This is a genomic window from Tsukamurella serpentis, assembly GCF_054780975.1.
The window spans coordinates 222,212-237,554 of record NZ_BAAGVH010000004.1 but is presented as its reverse complement, the minus strand read 5'-3'; the positions used below and the strand labels follow the sequence as shown (position 1 = coordinate 237,554).

Genomic DNA, 15,343 nt, shown 5'->3' with positions numbered 1-15,343 from the left:
ACGGTGCCCAGTCGGCGCACGGAAAGCAACTGGTTTTCGCTCGTTGACCTGCAGGGTTGCTCGCCGTCGTGGTCACCGACCGACTGGGGAGGTCAGGCCGGTGATCGCCCGTCGACGTCGTCGCACAGCACCGACGGCCATAACTGCACGTCCTGCGGGGTCCGCGCGATCGACAGCGTCGCCCGCGGCAACAACCTGGTCAGTTCCTGCGCCGTCGAGACCGGATGCCCGGGATCGTCGACCCAGGCGAGCAGGCTGACCGGCACGTCGATCCCGGCGATCGCTCCCGGATCCGGAAGGTCGCTCGCGGCCGCACCGCGGAACAGCGACGGCAGCAGCGCCTCGGTCACGTCCGGCGTCGTCCGCGGGTGCGGGGCGGTCGCCGGCGGCGCCACCAGCTCCTCCCCGGCTGCCAGGAACGCACCGATCCCCTGCTGCTCGATCAGGTCGGCGGCGGCCAGGTACTCCTGCGCCTTCGCCGGACGGGTGGCCCACGCCGTCGGCGGCACCATCAGCGTCAGCCCACTGAACCTGCCCGGGTCGAGCACCGCCGCGTGCAGCAGCGTGCCCGTACCCATCGACGGCCCCACACCGTGCACCTGCTCGCCGGGGAACCAATGATCGAGCAGCCGCAGCAGATCATCGGCGAGGTTCTGCCAGCGGTAGTCGCCGGGTACCTGCCTGCCGGTGGACCGTCCGTGGCCGCGGGCGTCGTAGCGCAGCAGCCGGGTACCGGACAGGCCCCGCCCCAGGTCGAGGTCGAGGATCCGGTCACGGGCCCGGCTGGACGTCAATCCGTGCAGTTGCACCACGGGCCGTCCGGCCTCGTCGCTGAACTGGATCGCGAGCTCGGCCCCGGGAACGTCGAAGCTGGTCATCGACTACTTCTCTCGTCGGGCGGTGGGGATGGGAGAGGGCTAGGGTACCGCCCATGCGGCTGACCAACATCGCACACCTGCGACTGCCCTTCGGCCGGCTCTACGGCTACGACGTGACCGCCTCCGAGTTGGGCGAGGAACTACCGGTCTCGTTCGACCAGGCGCGGCACGTGAGCTGGGGGGATCGGCCCGGCTCGTGGATGGCGCTGTCGTTCCGGCTACCGGATCCGGTACCCCGCGAGGCGCTGGCCGCCGCATGGCTGGCGGTGATCGCCCGGCACGGCACCCTGCGGACCGCCTTCTCCCCGGGTGCGGGCCCCGGCGATGCACCCCGCCTGCACCGGATCGAGGTCACCGCCGGACAGTGGGTGCAGCATCAGATCGGGCCCGGGCAGGCCGTCAACGACGCCCTGCGGGAGGTACTCGACGATGCCTGCTCCCCGCTGCGCCGCCCGGCGCACCGGCTGTGCGTGCTGGAGACCGCGGCCGAGCCCACGGTGGTGGTGGCCGCCGATCACTCGCACACCGACATGTGGTCGATGCTGGTGTTCGCCCGGGACCTGCTGGCCGCGCTCGATCAGGTCACCGCCGGCGAGACCCCGGTCCTGACCGCGGTTCCGCCGTTCGTCGAGCACACTCGGGCGCTCGCCGAGCGGGAGCGATCCCCGCTGGAGGTGCGGCGGCGCTGGTCGGAGATCCTCACCGCCAGCGGCGGGGTGATGCCCACCTTCCCGCTGCCGCTGGGGGCACCGTCGCCGCGCGTGGAGCGGGTGGAACTGCGTGATGTCCTCGGTACCGGCGAGGTGGAGGCCTTCGGCGCCGCGGCGCGCGAGCAGGGCATCTCCACCCTCTCGGCGACCATCGCCGCGATGACCCGGGTGACCCTCGAGCTCGCCGGAACCCCGCTGCGAGCGGTCTTCCCGGTACACAGCCGCTACGACGGGACCTGGCACGATTCGGCGGGCTGGTTCATCACCAATTCGGTGATCGACTGTCCCGCGGACGAGCCGGCCGTAGCGGCCGCCGCGGTGAAGGAGGCGGTGCGACTGGGGTCGTGGCCGCTGCAGGACGTGCTCGCGGAGTGGGGTGGAATGCCCGAGGCGCCGGGCATGTTCGCGATCTCGTGGCTGGATCTGCGCCGGCTCCCGGTGCGGATCGACGCAACCCGGTTGGACGCGCAGTACGTGGGCGCGAGCGTCCACACCGACGGGGTGATGCTCTGGTTCATCCTCGATGAGGCCGGCCTGCACCTGCGTTGCCGCTACCCGGACACGATGGAGGCACGCGAGAGCGTCGGCGGCTGGCTGGACGGGGTGGTCCGGGAACTGCAGTCCCGTGCGCGGAGCGCGGCCGGGTAAGCCGGTCAGCTCGCAGCGCGTTTGCGGGTGGGTCTGCCGCCCTGGGACTCGCGGTTCTTCACCGACGCCTTCAGCGCGGCGAGCAGATCGGCGACCTCGTCGTCCTCGGTCTCCTCCTCCGGAACCTCCGGGAACGCCTCGCCGCCGGTGGCCTTGGCCTCGATGAGCTGGCGCAGCTGCACCTGGTAGTCGTCCTCGTACTGGTCGGGGTCGAAATCGGTGGCCATCGAGTCGATCAGGGACGCGGCCATCGCGAGTTCCTGGGGGCGGATCTTCACGTCCTCGGTCAGGGCCGGGAACTCCGGCGTGCGCACCTCGTCGGGCCACAGCAGCGTCTGCAGCACCATCACGTTGCCAACCACCCGCAGCGCGCACAGCCGGGTGCGGTTGCGCAGTGTGAAGGTGCAGATCGCCAGCCGGTCGGTCTCCTGCAGTGCCTGACGCAGCAGCACGTAGGCCTTGGGCGATTTCGACGAGGGCTCCAGGAAGTAGGGCTTGTCGAACATGATCGGGTCGACGTCCTCGCGCGGCACGAACTCCGTCACCGCGATCTCCCGGTGCTTCTCCACCGGCATGGATTTGACGTCATCCTTGGACAGCACCACCGTCTCGCCGTCGTCGGATTCGTAGGCGTTGGCGATGTTCGCGAACTCCACCTCGTCGTCGGTGCCCTCACGCACGCGCTTGTAGCGGATACGGACACCGTCCTTGGAATCGACCTGGTGCGACTTCGCATCGTGGCTCTCGATCGCGGAGTACACCTTGACGGGTACGTTGACCAGCCCGAATGACAGTTCACCCGTCCATATCGCGCGCATGTGACCATTGTGACCCGGTAGCGCGGAGATTGCGAGGCCCGGCGCGCAGCGCAGCCGTCCGGTCCGCCCGGCGCGGATCTGCCGCGAGCGGCGGCGAGAGCGGCGCCGGGCGTCGATAATGGCCCACGTGGCGCAGATCCGGGAGAACCGCGAGGTGGGCGGCGTCGTGGTGCAGCTGACCAACCTCGACAAGGTGCTCTACCCCGAGACCGGCACCACCAAGGCCGAGGTGATCGACTACTACCAGGGCATCGCCGAATACGTACTGCCGCACCTGCACGAGCGTCCGCTGACCCGCAAGCGCTGGCCGAACGGGGTTGACCGGACCGCGTTCTTCGAGAAACGCCTGCCCGAACACGCGCCGGCCTGGATCCGCCGCGGGGCACAGCAACACTCCGACGGCGAGTCCCTGTATCCGCTGATCGACGACACCGCCGGCATGGTGTGGCTGGGCCAGCAGGCCGCATTGGAACTGCACGTTCCGCAGTGGGTCTTCCTACCGGACGGGCAGCCCGGTCCACCGGACCGGCTGGTGCTCGACCTGGACCCGGGACCGCAGGTGACCCTCGACGACTGCGCCGAGCTGGCCCTGCGAATCCTTGAGCTGCTGGCCGGAATGGGCATGGAGGGCTACCCGGTGACCAGCGGGTCCAAGGGCCTGCACGTGTACGCCACGCTGCCCGGAGGCGTCTCCTCCCCGGGTGCGCGGAAAGTGGCGCACGCCATCGCCGCGCAGTTGGAGGCCGAGTCACCCGATCTGGTGACCGCGTCGATGTCCAAGGACCGCCGCGGCGGGCGGATCTTCGTGGACTGGTCGCAGAACAGCGGATCCAAGACCACGATCAGCCCGTACTCGCTCCGCGGACTGTCCCGGCCGTGGGTCGCCGCCCCGCGCACCTGGGACGAACTGCGCCGTCCGGGCCTGCGCCAGCTCGAGTTCGGCGAGGTGCTCGCCCGGGCCCGCGCCGACGGTGACCTGCTCGCCGAGTTGACGGGAGCGGCGCGCTCCGCAGGTGCCGACACCGCCGCCGCGGGGGGAGCACCTGAGCGGCCGGACGCCGCCCCCGTGAACCTCGAGGAGTACCGGGCCAAGCGGGACGCGCGCCGGACCCCGGAACCGTTCGGCGGGCAACCCTCGCAGGGTGATCCGATCTTCGTGATCCAGGAGCATCACGCACGACGCCTGCACTACGACTTCCGGCTCGAATACGACGGCGTACTGGTCTCCTGGGCGGTGCCGAAGAACCTCCCCGACGACCCGGAGGTGAACCACCTGGCCGTGCGCACCGAGGACCACCCGATGGACTACGCCTCGTTCGAGGGCAGCATCCCCCGGGGCGAGTACGGCGGTGGCGAGGTGAGCATCTTCGATCACGGCACCTACCACCTGGAGAAGTGGCGCCCGGACGAGGTGATCGTGACCCTGCACGGGAATCGGTTGCAGGGCAAGCGCTATGCGCTGATCCGCACCGGCGGCAAGAACTGGCTGGCGCACCTGACCAAGGACAAGTCGGCTACAGCTCCACCGGCACACGGGGCGGCCCCGGATCCGATGCTGCCCACCGAGTCCGGCATCGACCGGCTCTCCGGCGAGGACTGGGCCTTCGAGGTCAAGTGGGACGGATACCGGATCATCGCGACGGTGCGCGACGGCACCGTCGCACTGCGCACCCGGTCCGGGCGAACGGTGACCGGAGATTTCCCCGAGTTCGCATCCCTGGCACAGGATCTCGACGGCATGGATGCCGTTCTCGACGGTGAGGCGGTGGTCCTCGACGAGGCCGGGGTCTCGTCGTTCCACCTGATGTCCAGCGGCGAGACCCGGGTGGGCGCGGTGCAGCTGCTGCTGTTCGACGTGCTGGCGCTCAGCGGTGTCGATCTGCTGCACCGGCCCTGGCGGGTGCGGCGTGAGCTGCTCGAGGGCCTGGCACCGTTGCTCGAATCCGATGCCGCGGTGAGCGTCCCGCCGATTCTTCCGGTCACCACCGGCGCTGCCGCGGCGGCACTGAGCACCGAACGCGGCTGGGAGGGGATCGTGGCCAAGCGGCGGGACTCGCCGTACCTGCCCGGCCAGCGGGTGCGCGCCTGGATCAAGCACAAGAACTGGCGTGACCTGCAGGTGGCGATCGGCGGGTGGAAGCCCGGGAAGGGAGCGCGGGCGCACCGGATCGGCTCGGTGCTGGTGGGACTGCCCACCGAGACGGGGCTGGTGTATCTGGGCTCGGTCGGCTCGGGGTTCACCGATCGTGAACTGGCAGCACTGCAGGAGGAGCTGGAGCCGCTGCGGATGCGCCGCTCACCGTTCACCGAGCCGATCGACGATCCGGATGCCCGCGATGCCGTGTGGGTGCTGCCGAAGGTGGTCGGGGACGTGCGGTACGCGTCGCTGCGACGGGGAGGCCGCCTGCGTCAGCCGAGCTGGCGGGGCTTCAGGAGGGACCTGTTGCCGGGAGATCTGCCGTCCGCGGACGAGGCGCCGTGGGACGACGCGGATTAGTTCGTGCACTATTGATTATTGCGCTACTCATCTTGTAGCCTGTGCGGTATGACCGAATCGGATCCGCTCGACCTGGAACGCCAGGTGTGCTTCGCGCTGGCCGTCGCCAACCGCGCGGTGCTCTCGGTGTACCGCCCGATCCTCGCCCCGATGGGCCTCACCCATCCGCAGTACCTGGTGATGCTGGCCCTGTGGGGAGCGGCGCCGCGCTCGGTCAAGGAGATCGGTGAAGCACTGCAACTCGATTCGCCCACCCTGAGCCCACTGCTCAAACGTCTCGAATCCCAGGGACTGATCACCCGCAGCCGCGCCGCCGACGACGAACGACGGATCGAGGTCGATCTCACCGACGCCGGCCGCGACCTGCGCGCGCAGGCGGTGCAGGTGCCGGAGACCGTCATCGACAAGCTCGGGACCAGCCTCGACGAGCTCGAGGAACTTCACCGGGTACTGACCGCGGTCAACGCCAAAGCGGTCGCCGCGGGCGCGCTGAAGGAGGCCCCGTGAGCGCGATCCGCCGTCCCGATCCGCTGCATTACATCGCCTGGGTGTACACCGGCAAGCTCCCCGACCGGAACCGGGAGTGGGTGCGCCACAACCTGACCCGCCGCAGTTGGATGATCCGCCACCTGCTTCGCGGGCAGATCGCCGTCCTGCCGGTGTACGCACTGCTGATGCTGTTGCCCGGGCCGCTGTGGGTGCGCGGGGCCACCGTGCTGCTCGGGGTGCTGCTCGCGGTCTTCTACAACGCCGCCTACATGCGTCCGAACCGCTCCCGCCGGCTGGAACGGAACGGGCTCGACCCCGCCCTCGAACACCCCGGTGTCGCCGAGCGGCGCGCCGCGACCCGTGTGGCCTACGAGTCGGCCTACGGCCCGACCCGATCCTGACCGCCGACGTACCCTGAGGACCATGCCCGTCAGCGATACCGTCACCGTCCCCGGCGTCCGCGTCGGTCACGTCACCGATCCGGTGGCACGTACGGGCTGCACCGTCGTCACGTTCCCGGACGGCACCGTCGGCTCCGGGGAGGTGCGCGGCGGAGCACCGGCGTCCCGTGAGTTCGACCTACTGGACCCGCAGCGATCGGTGCAGGAGATCCACGCGGCGGTACTCACCGGAGGTTCGGCCTTCGGCTTGGCCTGCGCGGACGGCGTGATGCGCCGCCTCGAGGAGGAGGGCCGCGGAGTGGAGACGGTGGCCGGGCCGGTGCCGATCGTGCCCACTCTGGGCCTGTTCGACCTGATGGTGGGCGATCCCACGGTGCGTCCCACCGCCGACGACGGCTACACCGCCGCCGACGCGGCGGAGACCGATACCGCAGTGAACGGACTGATCGGCGCGGGTACCGGGGCCACCGTCGGCAAGTCCCGCGGGATCGAGGGCATGCGCGAGGCCGGTCTGGGCTACGCAGAGGTGCACGCGGGTGAGCTGATCGTGGGGGCACTGTGCGCGGTGAACGCCTTCGGCGACATCGCCACCGGCACCGCCGACGCCGCCGCGTTCGGCGACTACCAGCCCTTCGCCCCCGGTGGCGAGCGGCAGAACACCACCATCGGCGTCGTCATCACCAATGCCCGGCTGACCAAAGTCGAATGCCTGATCCTGGCGCAGGGCGCGCACGACGGGCTGGCCCGGGCGATCGACCCGCCGCACACCCGCTTCGACGGAGACGCGTTCATCTCCGCCGCCACCGGACCGGTCGAGGCCGCGGTCGATCTGGTCCGCGCCCTGGCCGTCACAGCCGTGACCGAGGCCGTCCGCAGCCGGGCCTGAACGCCTACTGTTAAGAGCCGTGATCATCGGCGGGCTCCGCACGGTCCGGACGCGAATCGCAGCGTCCGTGCTGTTGGCAGCCCTGTTCGCGGGTGGTTGTTCGGCGCTCGGCCGGTCCGGGCCCGGCGGTGAGGAGCCGGCGCAGACGCAGACCCGCGTACAACCGGTGAGCACGCCCAGTGTGGCCCCGTACTCGATCGCCGCACCCGAACGCGCACCGGCGACGGCCGGCCGGCCCACCACCGGCGCGGGGATCACGACCTTCGCCGATCCGCTGGGGGTGTACTCCAGTGTCTGCACTCTCGCCTTCTTCGCCCGCTATCCGCAGGGGCAGCTCGTGGCGTTCACCGCCGGACACTGTGCGGAGGCCGCGAAGGCGGTACGCCCGGCGCAGCGACCGGTGGCGCGCTACCTCCGGCCCGACGGTGCCAGTGTGCCGTTCGGCGAGTTCATCAAATCCACCCGCCGCACACTCGGGCAGGACATCGCGATCATTCAGGTCGCAGATGATGCCGTGGCACCGGTGGCCCGGTCCGTCGGCGCGGTCACCGGCTACAGCACCGGCGATCAGTTGCGGGCCGGGCAGCCGGAGATCTGCGTGGTCGGGGCCCGGACCGGACGGCACTGCGGGGTACTGGTCGACGTCGGCGACCACCGGGTCACCTGGGCGGGAATCCCGGCGGTGGAAGGCGATTCCGGCGGTCCGGTGTACGCCCGCTGGCCGGACGGGAGCTACACCGCCGTCGGGGTGATCAACACCGTGACCACCCGGGAGGACGGCACCGGCACCGGGCGCGGTACCGGCACGCTGATCGCCGCCGACGTCGAGGTGAACGCGATGACTCTACTGGGTACCCGCTGAGTCGGCTCCGAGCTTTCCCAGCCGGGTTCAGCCGGTGACGCTGGTACCGAAGACCCGCAGCTCGCGGTAGCCGATCGTGAACACCGCCCGGGTGTAGGTCTCGCCCACCTCACCGTCGTGCGCCACCCGGAACGGCTCATCGGATTCGATGGTGACCACCGGGGCCTGGAGTTCCCGGTAGATCTTCGAGTTCCGGATGCGGCCGCTGATCCAGGACAGCAGTAGCCGCACCGTCGCATTGCTGTGACCGTCCTCGAGGTAACGCACGTCGAGCCGGCCGTCGTCGAGCCGGAACCGCCGCCCGGGAACGAAACCGGGAGCACCGTACATCGAGTTGCCGAGGAAGAAGAACGAGACCTGCGCCGCCCTGCCTTCGATCCGGACCCGCACCGGCGCACTGTGCCGCAGCGTCTTCCGCATCGCCCGGAAAGTTGCGGTGACCCGGCCGATCCGGCGGCGCTGGTACCGGGTGCGGGTGCGGACGAAGTCGGGGTAGGCCCCGATGCTGGCGGTGTTGAGCAGCAGCTTCTCGCCGTTGAGCCGCACCACGTCCACGTGCGCCACCCGCCCACTGCGGAACGAATCCACCACGGCGGACACGGTTTCCGCACCGATGTCCTTGGCGAAGTGGTTGAACGTCCCGGCCGGGAAGACCGCCAGCGGTGTGCCGGTGGCCACGGCCTGTGCGGCCGCCGTGGCCACGGTGCCGTCGCCACCGGCGACACCCAGGTACCGGGCCCGCCCGGCCACCTCGGCGATCACCTTCTCGACATCGGAGTCCTCTGTCAGCTCGACGATCTCGGCGCGCGGCAGATCGCGGCGGATCTCCTCGGCTACCCGGGTGCCGGTGCCGTCTCCGGAGGCGGGATTGAGCACCACCACCAGACCGTCACCGTCGGGATCGGTGGTGAGCCGTTCGGTACGGGGCGGCGGGATCATGGTGCGGCTGTCGTCGACCGGCGGAACCAGCCTGGCACCGGCCACCGCGACACCGGCACCCACCGCGAACCCGGCCAGGACGTCTCCGGGGTAGTGCGCACCGGTCGCCACCCGGGACAGGCCCACCGCACCGGCCAGTCCCGCGAGCGCGTACCCGGCGGTCCGGTTCTCCATGCCGACACCGATGGCGAAAGCCGCGCCGGCAGCGGAGTGGCCGGACGGGAAGGAGGTGGAGGTGGGCTGGCGGCGGGCGCGACGCTGCGGGACACCGTCGAACAGCGGGCGCGAGCGGGGGTAGACCCGCTTGAGCCCCTGGTTGACGATCACACTCGTGACGGCGAGCGTGGCCAGCCCGCGGACCGCACCGCGCCGCCAGGACAGGCCCCCGGTGCTCATGCCCGCGGCGATCACCATCCACAGCTTCGAGTGATCGGCGAACGACGACAACGGCCGCATCGTCAGGTCCAGCAGGGGACTCGGCGAGTCCGCGACCGCGTCGAACAGGCGGCGATCGAGGTCGCTCAGACCCTCGTGGAGCGTGCGAAGGGGATGCGGCACGGATTCCGGCATGGCTCGAAACTACCCGCGCCTCGGCCCGGGCGAGTGCGATGAAGCAGAGAAGCCGGTTCCGAGGTGTTCAGCCCAGGTGGATCGCGGCCGCGGCGTGGATCGCATCGGTCAGCCTGTCGGTGGCGCCGGTGTGCAGCCGCCACGACTGCCAGTACAGCTTCACGTCCACCACGTCGTCGGACAGGCGCACCAACTCACCGGTGTGCAGGCTCTCGCCCAGTTGGGCCTGCGGGAGACTGCCCCAGCCGAGTCCGGCGCGCACCGCGTGCGCGAACCCCTCCGACGAGGGGATCCGGTGCTGCGGCGGCGCGGTCCGCACGCCGCGGCGGCGCAGTACCCGGTTCTGCAGGTGATCCTTGCGCAGGTCGAACTGCACCACCGGCATCTGCTTCCACTGCCAGCGGCCCGCGATGCACCAGCGTTCGGCGAATCCGGGGGTGCACACCGGCAGGTACCGCATCAGTCCGAGGTACTCCACATGACAACCCTGCACCGGCTCCGGATCGGTGGTGATCGCGCCCAGCACGGTGCCTGCGCGCAACAGATCGGCGGTGTGGTGCTCGTCGTCGACCACCAGCCGCAGCAGTGGACCGTCGGACTCGGCAGCGACCGCATCGACCACATCGCGGAACCAGGTGGCCAGGGAGTCGGCGTTGACGCCGACGTCGAGAACGGCCGCGGGCCGGGCACCGTCGGACAGCCGGCCGAGCGCGTCGGCCTCCAGCGAGGCCACACCGCGGGCCAGACCGAGCAGCACCTCCCCCTGCCCGGTGGGGCGGCACTGCCCCTCCCGGGTGACGAGCACGTGACCGACCTCCTGCTCCAGGGCCCGAATCCGCTGGCTGACCGCCGATTGGGTGATCCGCAGGCGGGCCGCGGCCGCGCCGAAGCCGCCTTCCTCCACAACGGCGACGAGAGTCTGTAGGCGATGCGCGTCCAGCATGAAGTGATTCTAATGAGTGATCACCTGTGCGCATTGGCTCTTATGGCGGCGCAGCGCCTAGCTTTACCGCCATGACCACCGCGCTCCTCAACGGCATCGGCCTCGGGCTCTCGCTGATCGTCGCGATCGGTGCGCAGAACGCGTACCTGCTGCAGGTGGGTGTGCGGGGCCGCGGGCTGATACCCGTGGTCGCGGTGTGCATCGTCTCCGACGTGCTGTTGATCGTCGCCGGGGTCGCCGGCCTGGGTGCGGCGGTGTCCGGACGGCCGGTGCTGCTGGAGATCGTGAAGTGGATCGGTGTGGCGGTGCTGGCCGGATACGGATTGCGGTCACTGTGGTCGGCGCGGGTCCGCACCGGGCTGGTCGCCGGCGGTGACGGCGCCGACTCGGTGTTCGCGATCGTCGCCGGGATACTGGCGCTGACCTGGCTCAATCCCCACGTCTACCTGGACACCGTGCTGCTCTTGGGCTCGGCGTCGACCCGGTACGCCGACGACCGGTGGTGGTTCGCACTCGGCGCCGTGATCGCCAGCGTCGCCTGGTTCTGCCTGCTCGGATTCGGTGCCAGGCGCCTCGCCGGGGCGCTCGGCCGACCCGGAGTGTGGCGGGCGATCAACATCGGCATTTCAATGCTGCTGCTGGCCCTGGCCTTGCGCCTGGCGACGATGCCGCTCGGCGGCTGAACGCGGAGCATCGTCCGGCCCCTGCGGGACGCGTACGTTGGTAGGCATGGCAGTTGTCACGATCATCGGTGGACACGGGAAGGTCGCCCTGGTGCTGGCCCGGATCCTCAGCTCCCGCGGCGACGCGGTGAACGCGTTGATCCGCGACCCCGGACATCAGGCGGAGGTCGCCGCGACCGGCGCGCATCCGGTACTCCTGGACCTGGAACGGGCGACCCGTGAGGATCTGGCCGAGATCCTGAAGGGTTCGGATGCGGTGGTCTTCTCGGCCGGCGCCGGCGGCGGCGATCCCGACCGCACCTACGCGGTGGACCGGGATGCGGCGATCCGGTCCATCCAGGCCGCCGAGACCGCGGGCGTCACGCGCTACGTGATGATCTCCTACCTCGGCTCCGCGCCCGACCACGGCGTTCCCGAGACCGACCCGTTCTTCCCGTACGCGGAGGCCAAGGCCGCCGCCGACGTCGCGTTGCGCGCCTCGGACCTGCAGTGGTCGGTGCTGATGCCGGGCCGGCTCACCCTCGACGAGCCCACCGGCCGGGTGGATCCGCGAGCCGTGCGGGCCGCCGACAATCCCGGCACCTCGCGGGCGAACGTGGCACTGGTGGCCGCCTCGGTGCTGGACCGCCCGGACACCGTCGGGAGGGACCTGCCGTTCACCGACGGCACCGTCGACATCGAGCAGGCCTGGACCTGACCGCGCACACGCATCGGGCCCGGCACCGTCGAATTCGACGAGGCCGGGCCCGAGATCCGTGGGTCAGTTGATCGCGGAGAGGATGTCCTGCACGCGGTCCTTGGCGTCGCCGAAGAGCATCGCCGAGTTGTCGCGGAAGAACAGCGGGTTCTGCACGCCGGCGTAGCCCGCGGCCATGGACCGCTTGAACACGATGACGTTCTCGGCCTCCCAGACCGTGAGCACCGGCATACCGGCGATCGGGCTGCCCGGGTCCTCGGACGCCGCCGGGTTGACGGTGTCGTTGGCGCCGATCACCAGCACCACGTCGGTGTCGGCGAAATCGTCGTTGATCTCGTCCATCTCCAGCACCACGTCGTAGGGCACCTTGGCCTCGGCGAGCAGCACGTTCATGTGCCCGGGAAGACGGCCGGCGACGGGGTGGATGCCGAACCGCACGTCCACACCCTTGTCCCGCAGCTTGCGGGTGAGCTCCGCGACGCCGTACTGGGCCTGCGCGACGGCCATGCCGTAGCCGGGGGTGATGACGACGGACTTGGCACCGGTCAGCAGCTCGGCGACCTGTTCGGCGTTGACCTCGCGGTGCTCGCCGTAGTCCTTGTCGTCCGCCGGACCGGCCTCGATGCCGAAGCCACCGGCGATGACGGAGATGAACGAACGGTTCATCGCCTTGCACATGATGTAGGACAGGTACGCACCGGAGGAACCGACCAGCGCACCGGTCACGATCAGCAGATCGTTGCCGAGCAGGAAGCCCGACGCGGCCGCGGCCCAACCGGAGTAACTGTTGAGCATCGAGATGACGACGGGCATGTCGCCGCCGCCGATCGAGGCCACCAGGTGCCAGCCCAGGAACAGTGCCAGCGCGGTGATCACACCGAGCAGCACGAAGCCGGTGGTGTCGTCCTTGACCTCACGGGCCACGTAGACGGCGGTCAGCACCGCGAACACGACCAGCGAGCCGACGTTGATGAAGTTCTTCCCCGGCAGCATGAGCGGCGCGGACTTCATCTTGGCCGACAGCTTGAGGTTCGCGACGATCGAACCGGTGAGGGTGACCGCACCGATGAAGATGCCGATCGCGACCTCGGCCGCGTGGATGCCGATCATCGCGCCGCGGTCGTCGGGCGCGACCTCCGACAGGTGCGGGCCGCCGATGGCGCCGTTCCAGCCGATCAGCACGGCTGCGAGGCCGACGAACGAGTGCAGCAACGCGATCAGCTCGGGCATGCCGGTCATCTCGACGATGCGTGCCCGCCACAGGCCGATCACGGCACCGATCGCGATGGCACCGGCCATCAACGCGACCGGAAGCCACGGCATCTCCAGGCCTTCGAGGTCGAAGACGTGCTGGACCGCGAGCGCGATGGTCGCGAGCAGGGCGAGCGCCATGCCGGCGATGCCGTACGTCAGGCCGCTCTTGGAGGACTCGTGCTTGGACAGGCCCGCCAGCGAGAGGATGAACAGCAGTGAGGCGATGATGTACGCCGCAGTGGCGATTGCAGTGATTCCCATGAGTGCGTCACGCTCCCTTGCTGAACATGGCGAGCATGCGGCGAGTGACCGCGAAACCACCGAAGACGTTGATCGAGGCGACCAGGATCGCGATCGTCGACAGCACCAGCACGGTGACGCTGGTCGACGCCAACTGCAGCAGCGCGCCCACCACGACGACGCCGGAGATCGCGTTGGTCACCGACATCAGCGGGGTGTGCAGCGCGTGCGCGACGTTGCCGATCACGTAGTAGCCGATCACGATCGCCAGCATGAGCACGGTGAAGTGCTGCGGCAGCGGGTTCGGCGAGAAACTGATCAGCAGGCCGAACAGCAGGACACCCACCAGGGTGAGCGAGACCTTCTTGGAGGCCGACATCGGCTCCTTGACGGGCTTCTCCTCGACCTCGGTGGCCGCCGCGGCGGCCTTCGGCGCCGCCGAGACCTGTACCGGTGGCGGCGGGAACAGCAGCTCACCCGCGCGGGTCACGGTGATCGAACGCTGGACCGGGTCCTCGAAATCGAGGACGAGCCGGCCGTCCTTCTCCGGCGTCACCAGCTTGAGCAGGTTGACCAGGTTGGTTCCGTACAGCTGCGAGGCCTGCGCGGGCAGACGCCCGGCCAGGTCGGTGTAGCCGATGATGGTGACACCGTTCGGCGTCACGACCGCCTCGTCCTTCACCGTGCCGCCGACGTTGCCGCCGTTCTGGGCGGCCATATCCACGATGACGCTGCCCGGCTTCATGGAGGCGACCATCTCCTCGGTGATGATCCGCGGCGCGGGGCGCCCGGGGATCAGTGCCGTGGTGATGATGATGTCGACGTCCTTGCACTGCTCGGCGTAGAGCTGCGCCTCGCGGGCCTTGTAGTCGTCGTCCATCTCCTTGGCGTAGCCGGTCTTGGAGACCTCGGCGGCCTCGGCGGACTGGTCCGCGACGGAGAGGTACTCGCCACCCAGGGAAGCCACCTGATCGGCCACCTCGGGGCGCGGATCGGTGGCGCGCACGATGGCACCGAGCGATCCGGCCGCGCCGATCGCGGCCAGACCCGCGACACCGGCACCCACCACCAGCACCTTGGCCGGCGGCACCTTGCCCGCGGCGGTCACCTGTCCGGTGAAGAACCGGCCGAAGACGTGCGCGGCTTCGACCACCGCGCGGTAGCCGGCGATGTTCGCCATCGAGGAGAGCACGTCCATCGACTGCGCGCGTGAGATGCGCGGCACCGACTCCATGGCCAGCGCAGTCAGCTCCCGGCGGCGCAGGTCCTCGAGCAGCTCGGGGTTCTGTGCGGGTGCCAGCAGCGCGGCAACCGTGGTCCCCGGGCGCATCCCGTCGAGCTGCGCCGCCGACGGGGCGTTGACGCCCAGTACGACGTCCGCGGCACGGGCATCGCCGATGGAGGCTCCCGCCTCGATGTAGGCATCGTCGGCGAACGAGGAGGCCTGGCCGGCACCCGAGTCCACGACGACCTGGTAGCCGAGCTTGATCAGCTGGGCCACCGTGGCCGGAGTCGCGGCGACACGGGTCTCACCCGGGCGCGCCTCTTTCAAAGCTCCGATGATCATGCGCAGCACCCCCACTGCCGGCGCGCGGCACGGGTCACTGTCGGTACACCGACGTTCATGTTCGTTCCTTGTCGTCCCTACCGGCCCGCGCGGCTGCGGACCGGAGTTCCGGCACAGGGACGACTCCACGCGTTCATCGCCCCCGTCGCGGTGTGAACGGGGGCGGATTTCCGCGGGTCACCTGGGTTCGCCAGGCATCGGAAGAGCTACGTGAGCCGCCTGATGCTCAGAACAGTGGGCTGACCATAACACACCCCAACT

Annotated in this window: 13 protein-coding genes and 1 pseudogene; 8 read left to right on the top strand and 6 right to left on the bottom strand. The window is 70.0% G+C overall.

Annotation, left to right across the window (positions count from 1 at the left end; all coding sequences use genetic code 11):
* Positions 1-92 precede the first annotated feature (92 nt).
* A complete protein-coding gene (locus ACYVHG_RS12910; RefSeq protein WP_461167861.1) occupies positions 93-878 on the bottom strand; it encodes an alpha/beta fold hydrolase in 786 nt (261 codons plus the stop codon).
* 53 nt (positions 879-931) lie between these two features.
* On the opposite strand from ACYVHG_RS12910, the pseudogene ACYVHG_RS12905 reads away from it, so the two are divergent.
* Positions 932-2,233, top strand: a pseudogene (locus tag ACYVHG_RS12905) (peptide synthetase); the annotation flags it as partial.
* Between the two features lie 8 nt (positions 2,234-2,241).
* On the opposite strand, the gene ku reads toward ACYVHG_RS12905, so the two are convergent.
* A complete protein-coding gene (gene ku, locus ACYVHG_RS12900) occupies positions 2,242-3,054 on the bottom strand; it encodes a non-homologous end joining protein Ku (protein WP_461167860.1) in 813 nt (270 codons plus the stop codon).
* A gap of 118 nt (positions 3,055-3,172) precedes the next feature.
* Here ku and ACYVHG_RS12895 point away from each other — a divergent pair, with 118 nt between their 5' ends.
* The 5 genes from ACYVHG_RS12895 (at position 3,173) to ACYVHG_RS12875 (ending at position 8,189) form a co-directional block, all read left to right on the top strand.
* Positions 3,173-5,551 carry an ATP-dependent DNA ligase gene (locus ACYVHG_RS12895; RefSeq protein ID WP_461167859.1) on the top strand — a complete coding sequence of 793 codons (2,379 nt, stop codon included), beginning with the start codon at positions 3,173-3,175 and terminating at the stop codon, positions 5,549-5,551.
* A 48-nt stretch (positions 5,552-5,599) separates the two neighbouring features.
* Positions 5,600-6,058, top strand: a complete 459-nt coding sequence (locus ACYVHG_RS12890; RefSeq protein ID WP_461167858.1) for a MarR family winged helix-turn-helix transcriptional regulator — start codon at positions 5,600-5,602, stop codon at positions 6,056-6,058.
* The gene (locus tag ACYVHG_RS12885) at positions 6,055-6,441 is read left to right on the top strand and encodes a DUF5313 family protein (protein ID WP_461167857.1); all 387 of its coding nucleotides are present in this window, start codon (positions 6,055-6,057) and stop codon (positions 6,439-6,441) included. The genes ACYVHG_RS12890 and ACYVHG_RS12885 overlap by 4 nt, the downstream gene beginning before the upstream one ends.
* 22 nt (positions 6,442-6,463) lie before the next feature.
* Positions 6,464-7,327, top strand: a complete 864-nt coding sequence (locus ACYVHG_RS12880) for a P1 family peptidase (protein ID WP_461167856.1) — start codon at positions 6,464-6,466, stop codon at positions 7,325-7,327.
* Positions 7,328-7,394: 67 nt separating this feature from the next.
* Positions 7,395-8,189 (top strand): chymotrypsin family serine protease, encoded by a 795-nt coding sequence (locus ACYVHG_RS12875; RefSeq protein ID WP_461167855.1) that lies wholly within the window; start codon positions 7,395-7,397, stop codon positions 8,187-8,189.
* A gap of 27 nt (positions 8,190-8,216) precedes the next feature.
* Here ACYVHG_RS12875 and ACYVHG_RS12870 read toward each other — a convergent pair whose 3' ends face one another.
* Positions 8,217-9,698: a diacylglycerol kinase family protein gene (locus ACYVHG_RS12870; protein WP_461167854.1), complete on the bottom strand. Its 1,482-nt coding sequence runs from the start codon at positions 9,696-9,698 to the stop codon at positions 8,217-8,219.
* A gap of 67 nt (positions 9,699-9,765) precedes the next feature.
* Positions 9,766-10,641, bottom strand: a complete 876-nt coding sequence (locus ACYVHG_RS12865; RefSeq protein ID WP_461167853.1) for a LysR family transcriptional regulator ArgP — start codon at positions 10,639-10,641, stop codon at positions 9,766-9,768.
* 71 nt (positions 10,642-10,712) lie between these two features.
* Here ACYVHG_RS12865 and ACYVHG_RS12860 point away from each other — a divergent pair, with 71 nt between their 5' ends.
* Positions 10,713-11,324 (top strand): LysE/ArgO family amino acid transporter, encoded by a 612-nt coding sequence (locus ACYVHG_RS12860; RefSeq protein WP_461167852.1) that lies wholly within the window; start codon positions 10,713-10,715, stop codon positions 11,322-11,324.
* A 46-nt stretch (positions 11,325-11,370) separates the two neighbouring features.
* Positions 11,371-12,021 (top strand): NAD(P)H-binding protein, encoded by a 651-nt coding sequence (locus tag ACYVHG_RS12855; RefSeq protein WP_461167851.1) that lies wholly within the window; start codon positions 11,371-11,373, stop codon positions 12,019-12,021.
* Between the two features lie 63 nt (positions 12,022-12,084).
* Here the strand turns inward: ACYVHG_RS12855 and pntB are convergent, their stop codons facing one another.
* The gene (gene pntB, locus ACYVHG_RS12850; RefSeq protein WP_461167850.1) at positions 12,085-13,536 is read right to left on the bottom strand and encodes a Re/Si-specific NAD(P)(+) transhydrogenase subunit beta; all 1,452 of its coding nucleotides are present in this window, start codon (positions 13,534-13,536) and stop codon (positions 12,085-12,087) included.
* 7 nt (positions 13,537-13,543) lie between these two features.
* A complete protein-coding gene (locus tag ACYVHG_RS12845; RefSeq protein WP_461167849.1) occupies positions 13,544-15,082 on the bottom strand; it encodes a Re/Si-specific NAD(P)(+) transhydrogenase subunit alpha in 1,539 nt (512 codons plus the stop codon).
* Positions 15,083-15,343 lie beyond the last annotated feature (261 nt).

Bases quoted from the DNA above. Each gene is read 5' to 3' on its own strand.
- ACYVHG_RS12910 (WP_461167861.1), bottom strand. From the start codon at position 878: ATGACCAGCTTCGACGTTCCCGGGGCCGAGCTCGCGATCCAGTTCAGC.
- ku (WP_461167860.1), bottom strand. From the start codon at position 3,054: ATGCGCGCGATATGGACGGGTGAACTGTCATTCGGGCTGGTCAACGTA.
- ACYVHG_RS12895 (WP_461167859.1), top strand. From the start codon at position 3,173: ATGGCCCACGTGGCGCAGATCCGGGAGAACCGCGAGGTGGGCGGCGTC.
- ACYVHG_RS12890 (WP_461167858.1), top strand. From the start codon at position 5,600: ATGACCGAATCGGATCCGCTCGACCTGGAACGCCAGGTGTGCTTCGCG.
- ACYVHG_RS12880 (WP_461167856.1), top strand. From the start codon at position 6,464: ATGCCCGTCAGCGATACCGTCACCGTCCCCGGCGTCCGCGTCGGTCAC.
- ACYVHG_RS12870 (WP_461167854.1), bottom strand. From the start codon at position 9,698: ATGCCGGAATCCGTGCCGCATCCCCTTCGCACGCTCCACGAGGGTCTG.
- ACYVHG_RS12865 (WP_461167853.1), bottom strand. From the start codon at position 10,641: ATGCTGGACGCGCATCGCCTACAGACTCTCGTCGCCGTTGTGGAGGAA.
- ACYVHG_RS12860 (WP_461167852.1), top strand. From the start codon at position 10,713: ATGACCACCGCGCTCCTCAACGGCATCGGCCTCGGGCTCTCGCTGATC.
- ACYVHG_RS12855 (WP_461167851.1), top strand. From the start codon at position 11,371: ATGGCAGTTGTCACGATCATCGGTGGACACGGGAAGGTCGCCCTGGTG.
- pntB (WP_461167850.1), bottom strand. From the start codon at position 13,536: ATGGGAATCACTGCAATCGCCACTGCGGCGTACATCATCGCCTCACTG.
- ACYVHG_RS12845 (WP_461167849.1), bottom strand. From the start codon at position 15,082: ATGATCATCGGAGCTTTGAAAGAGGCGCGCCCGGGTGAGACCCGTGTC.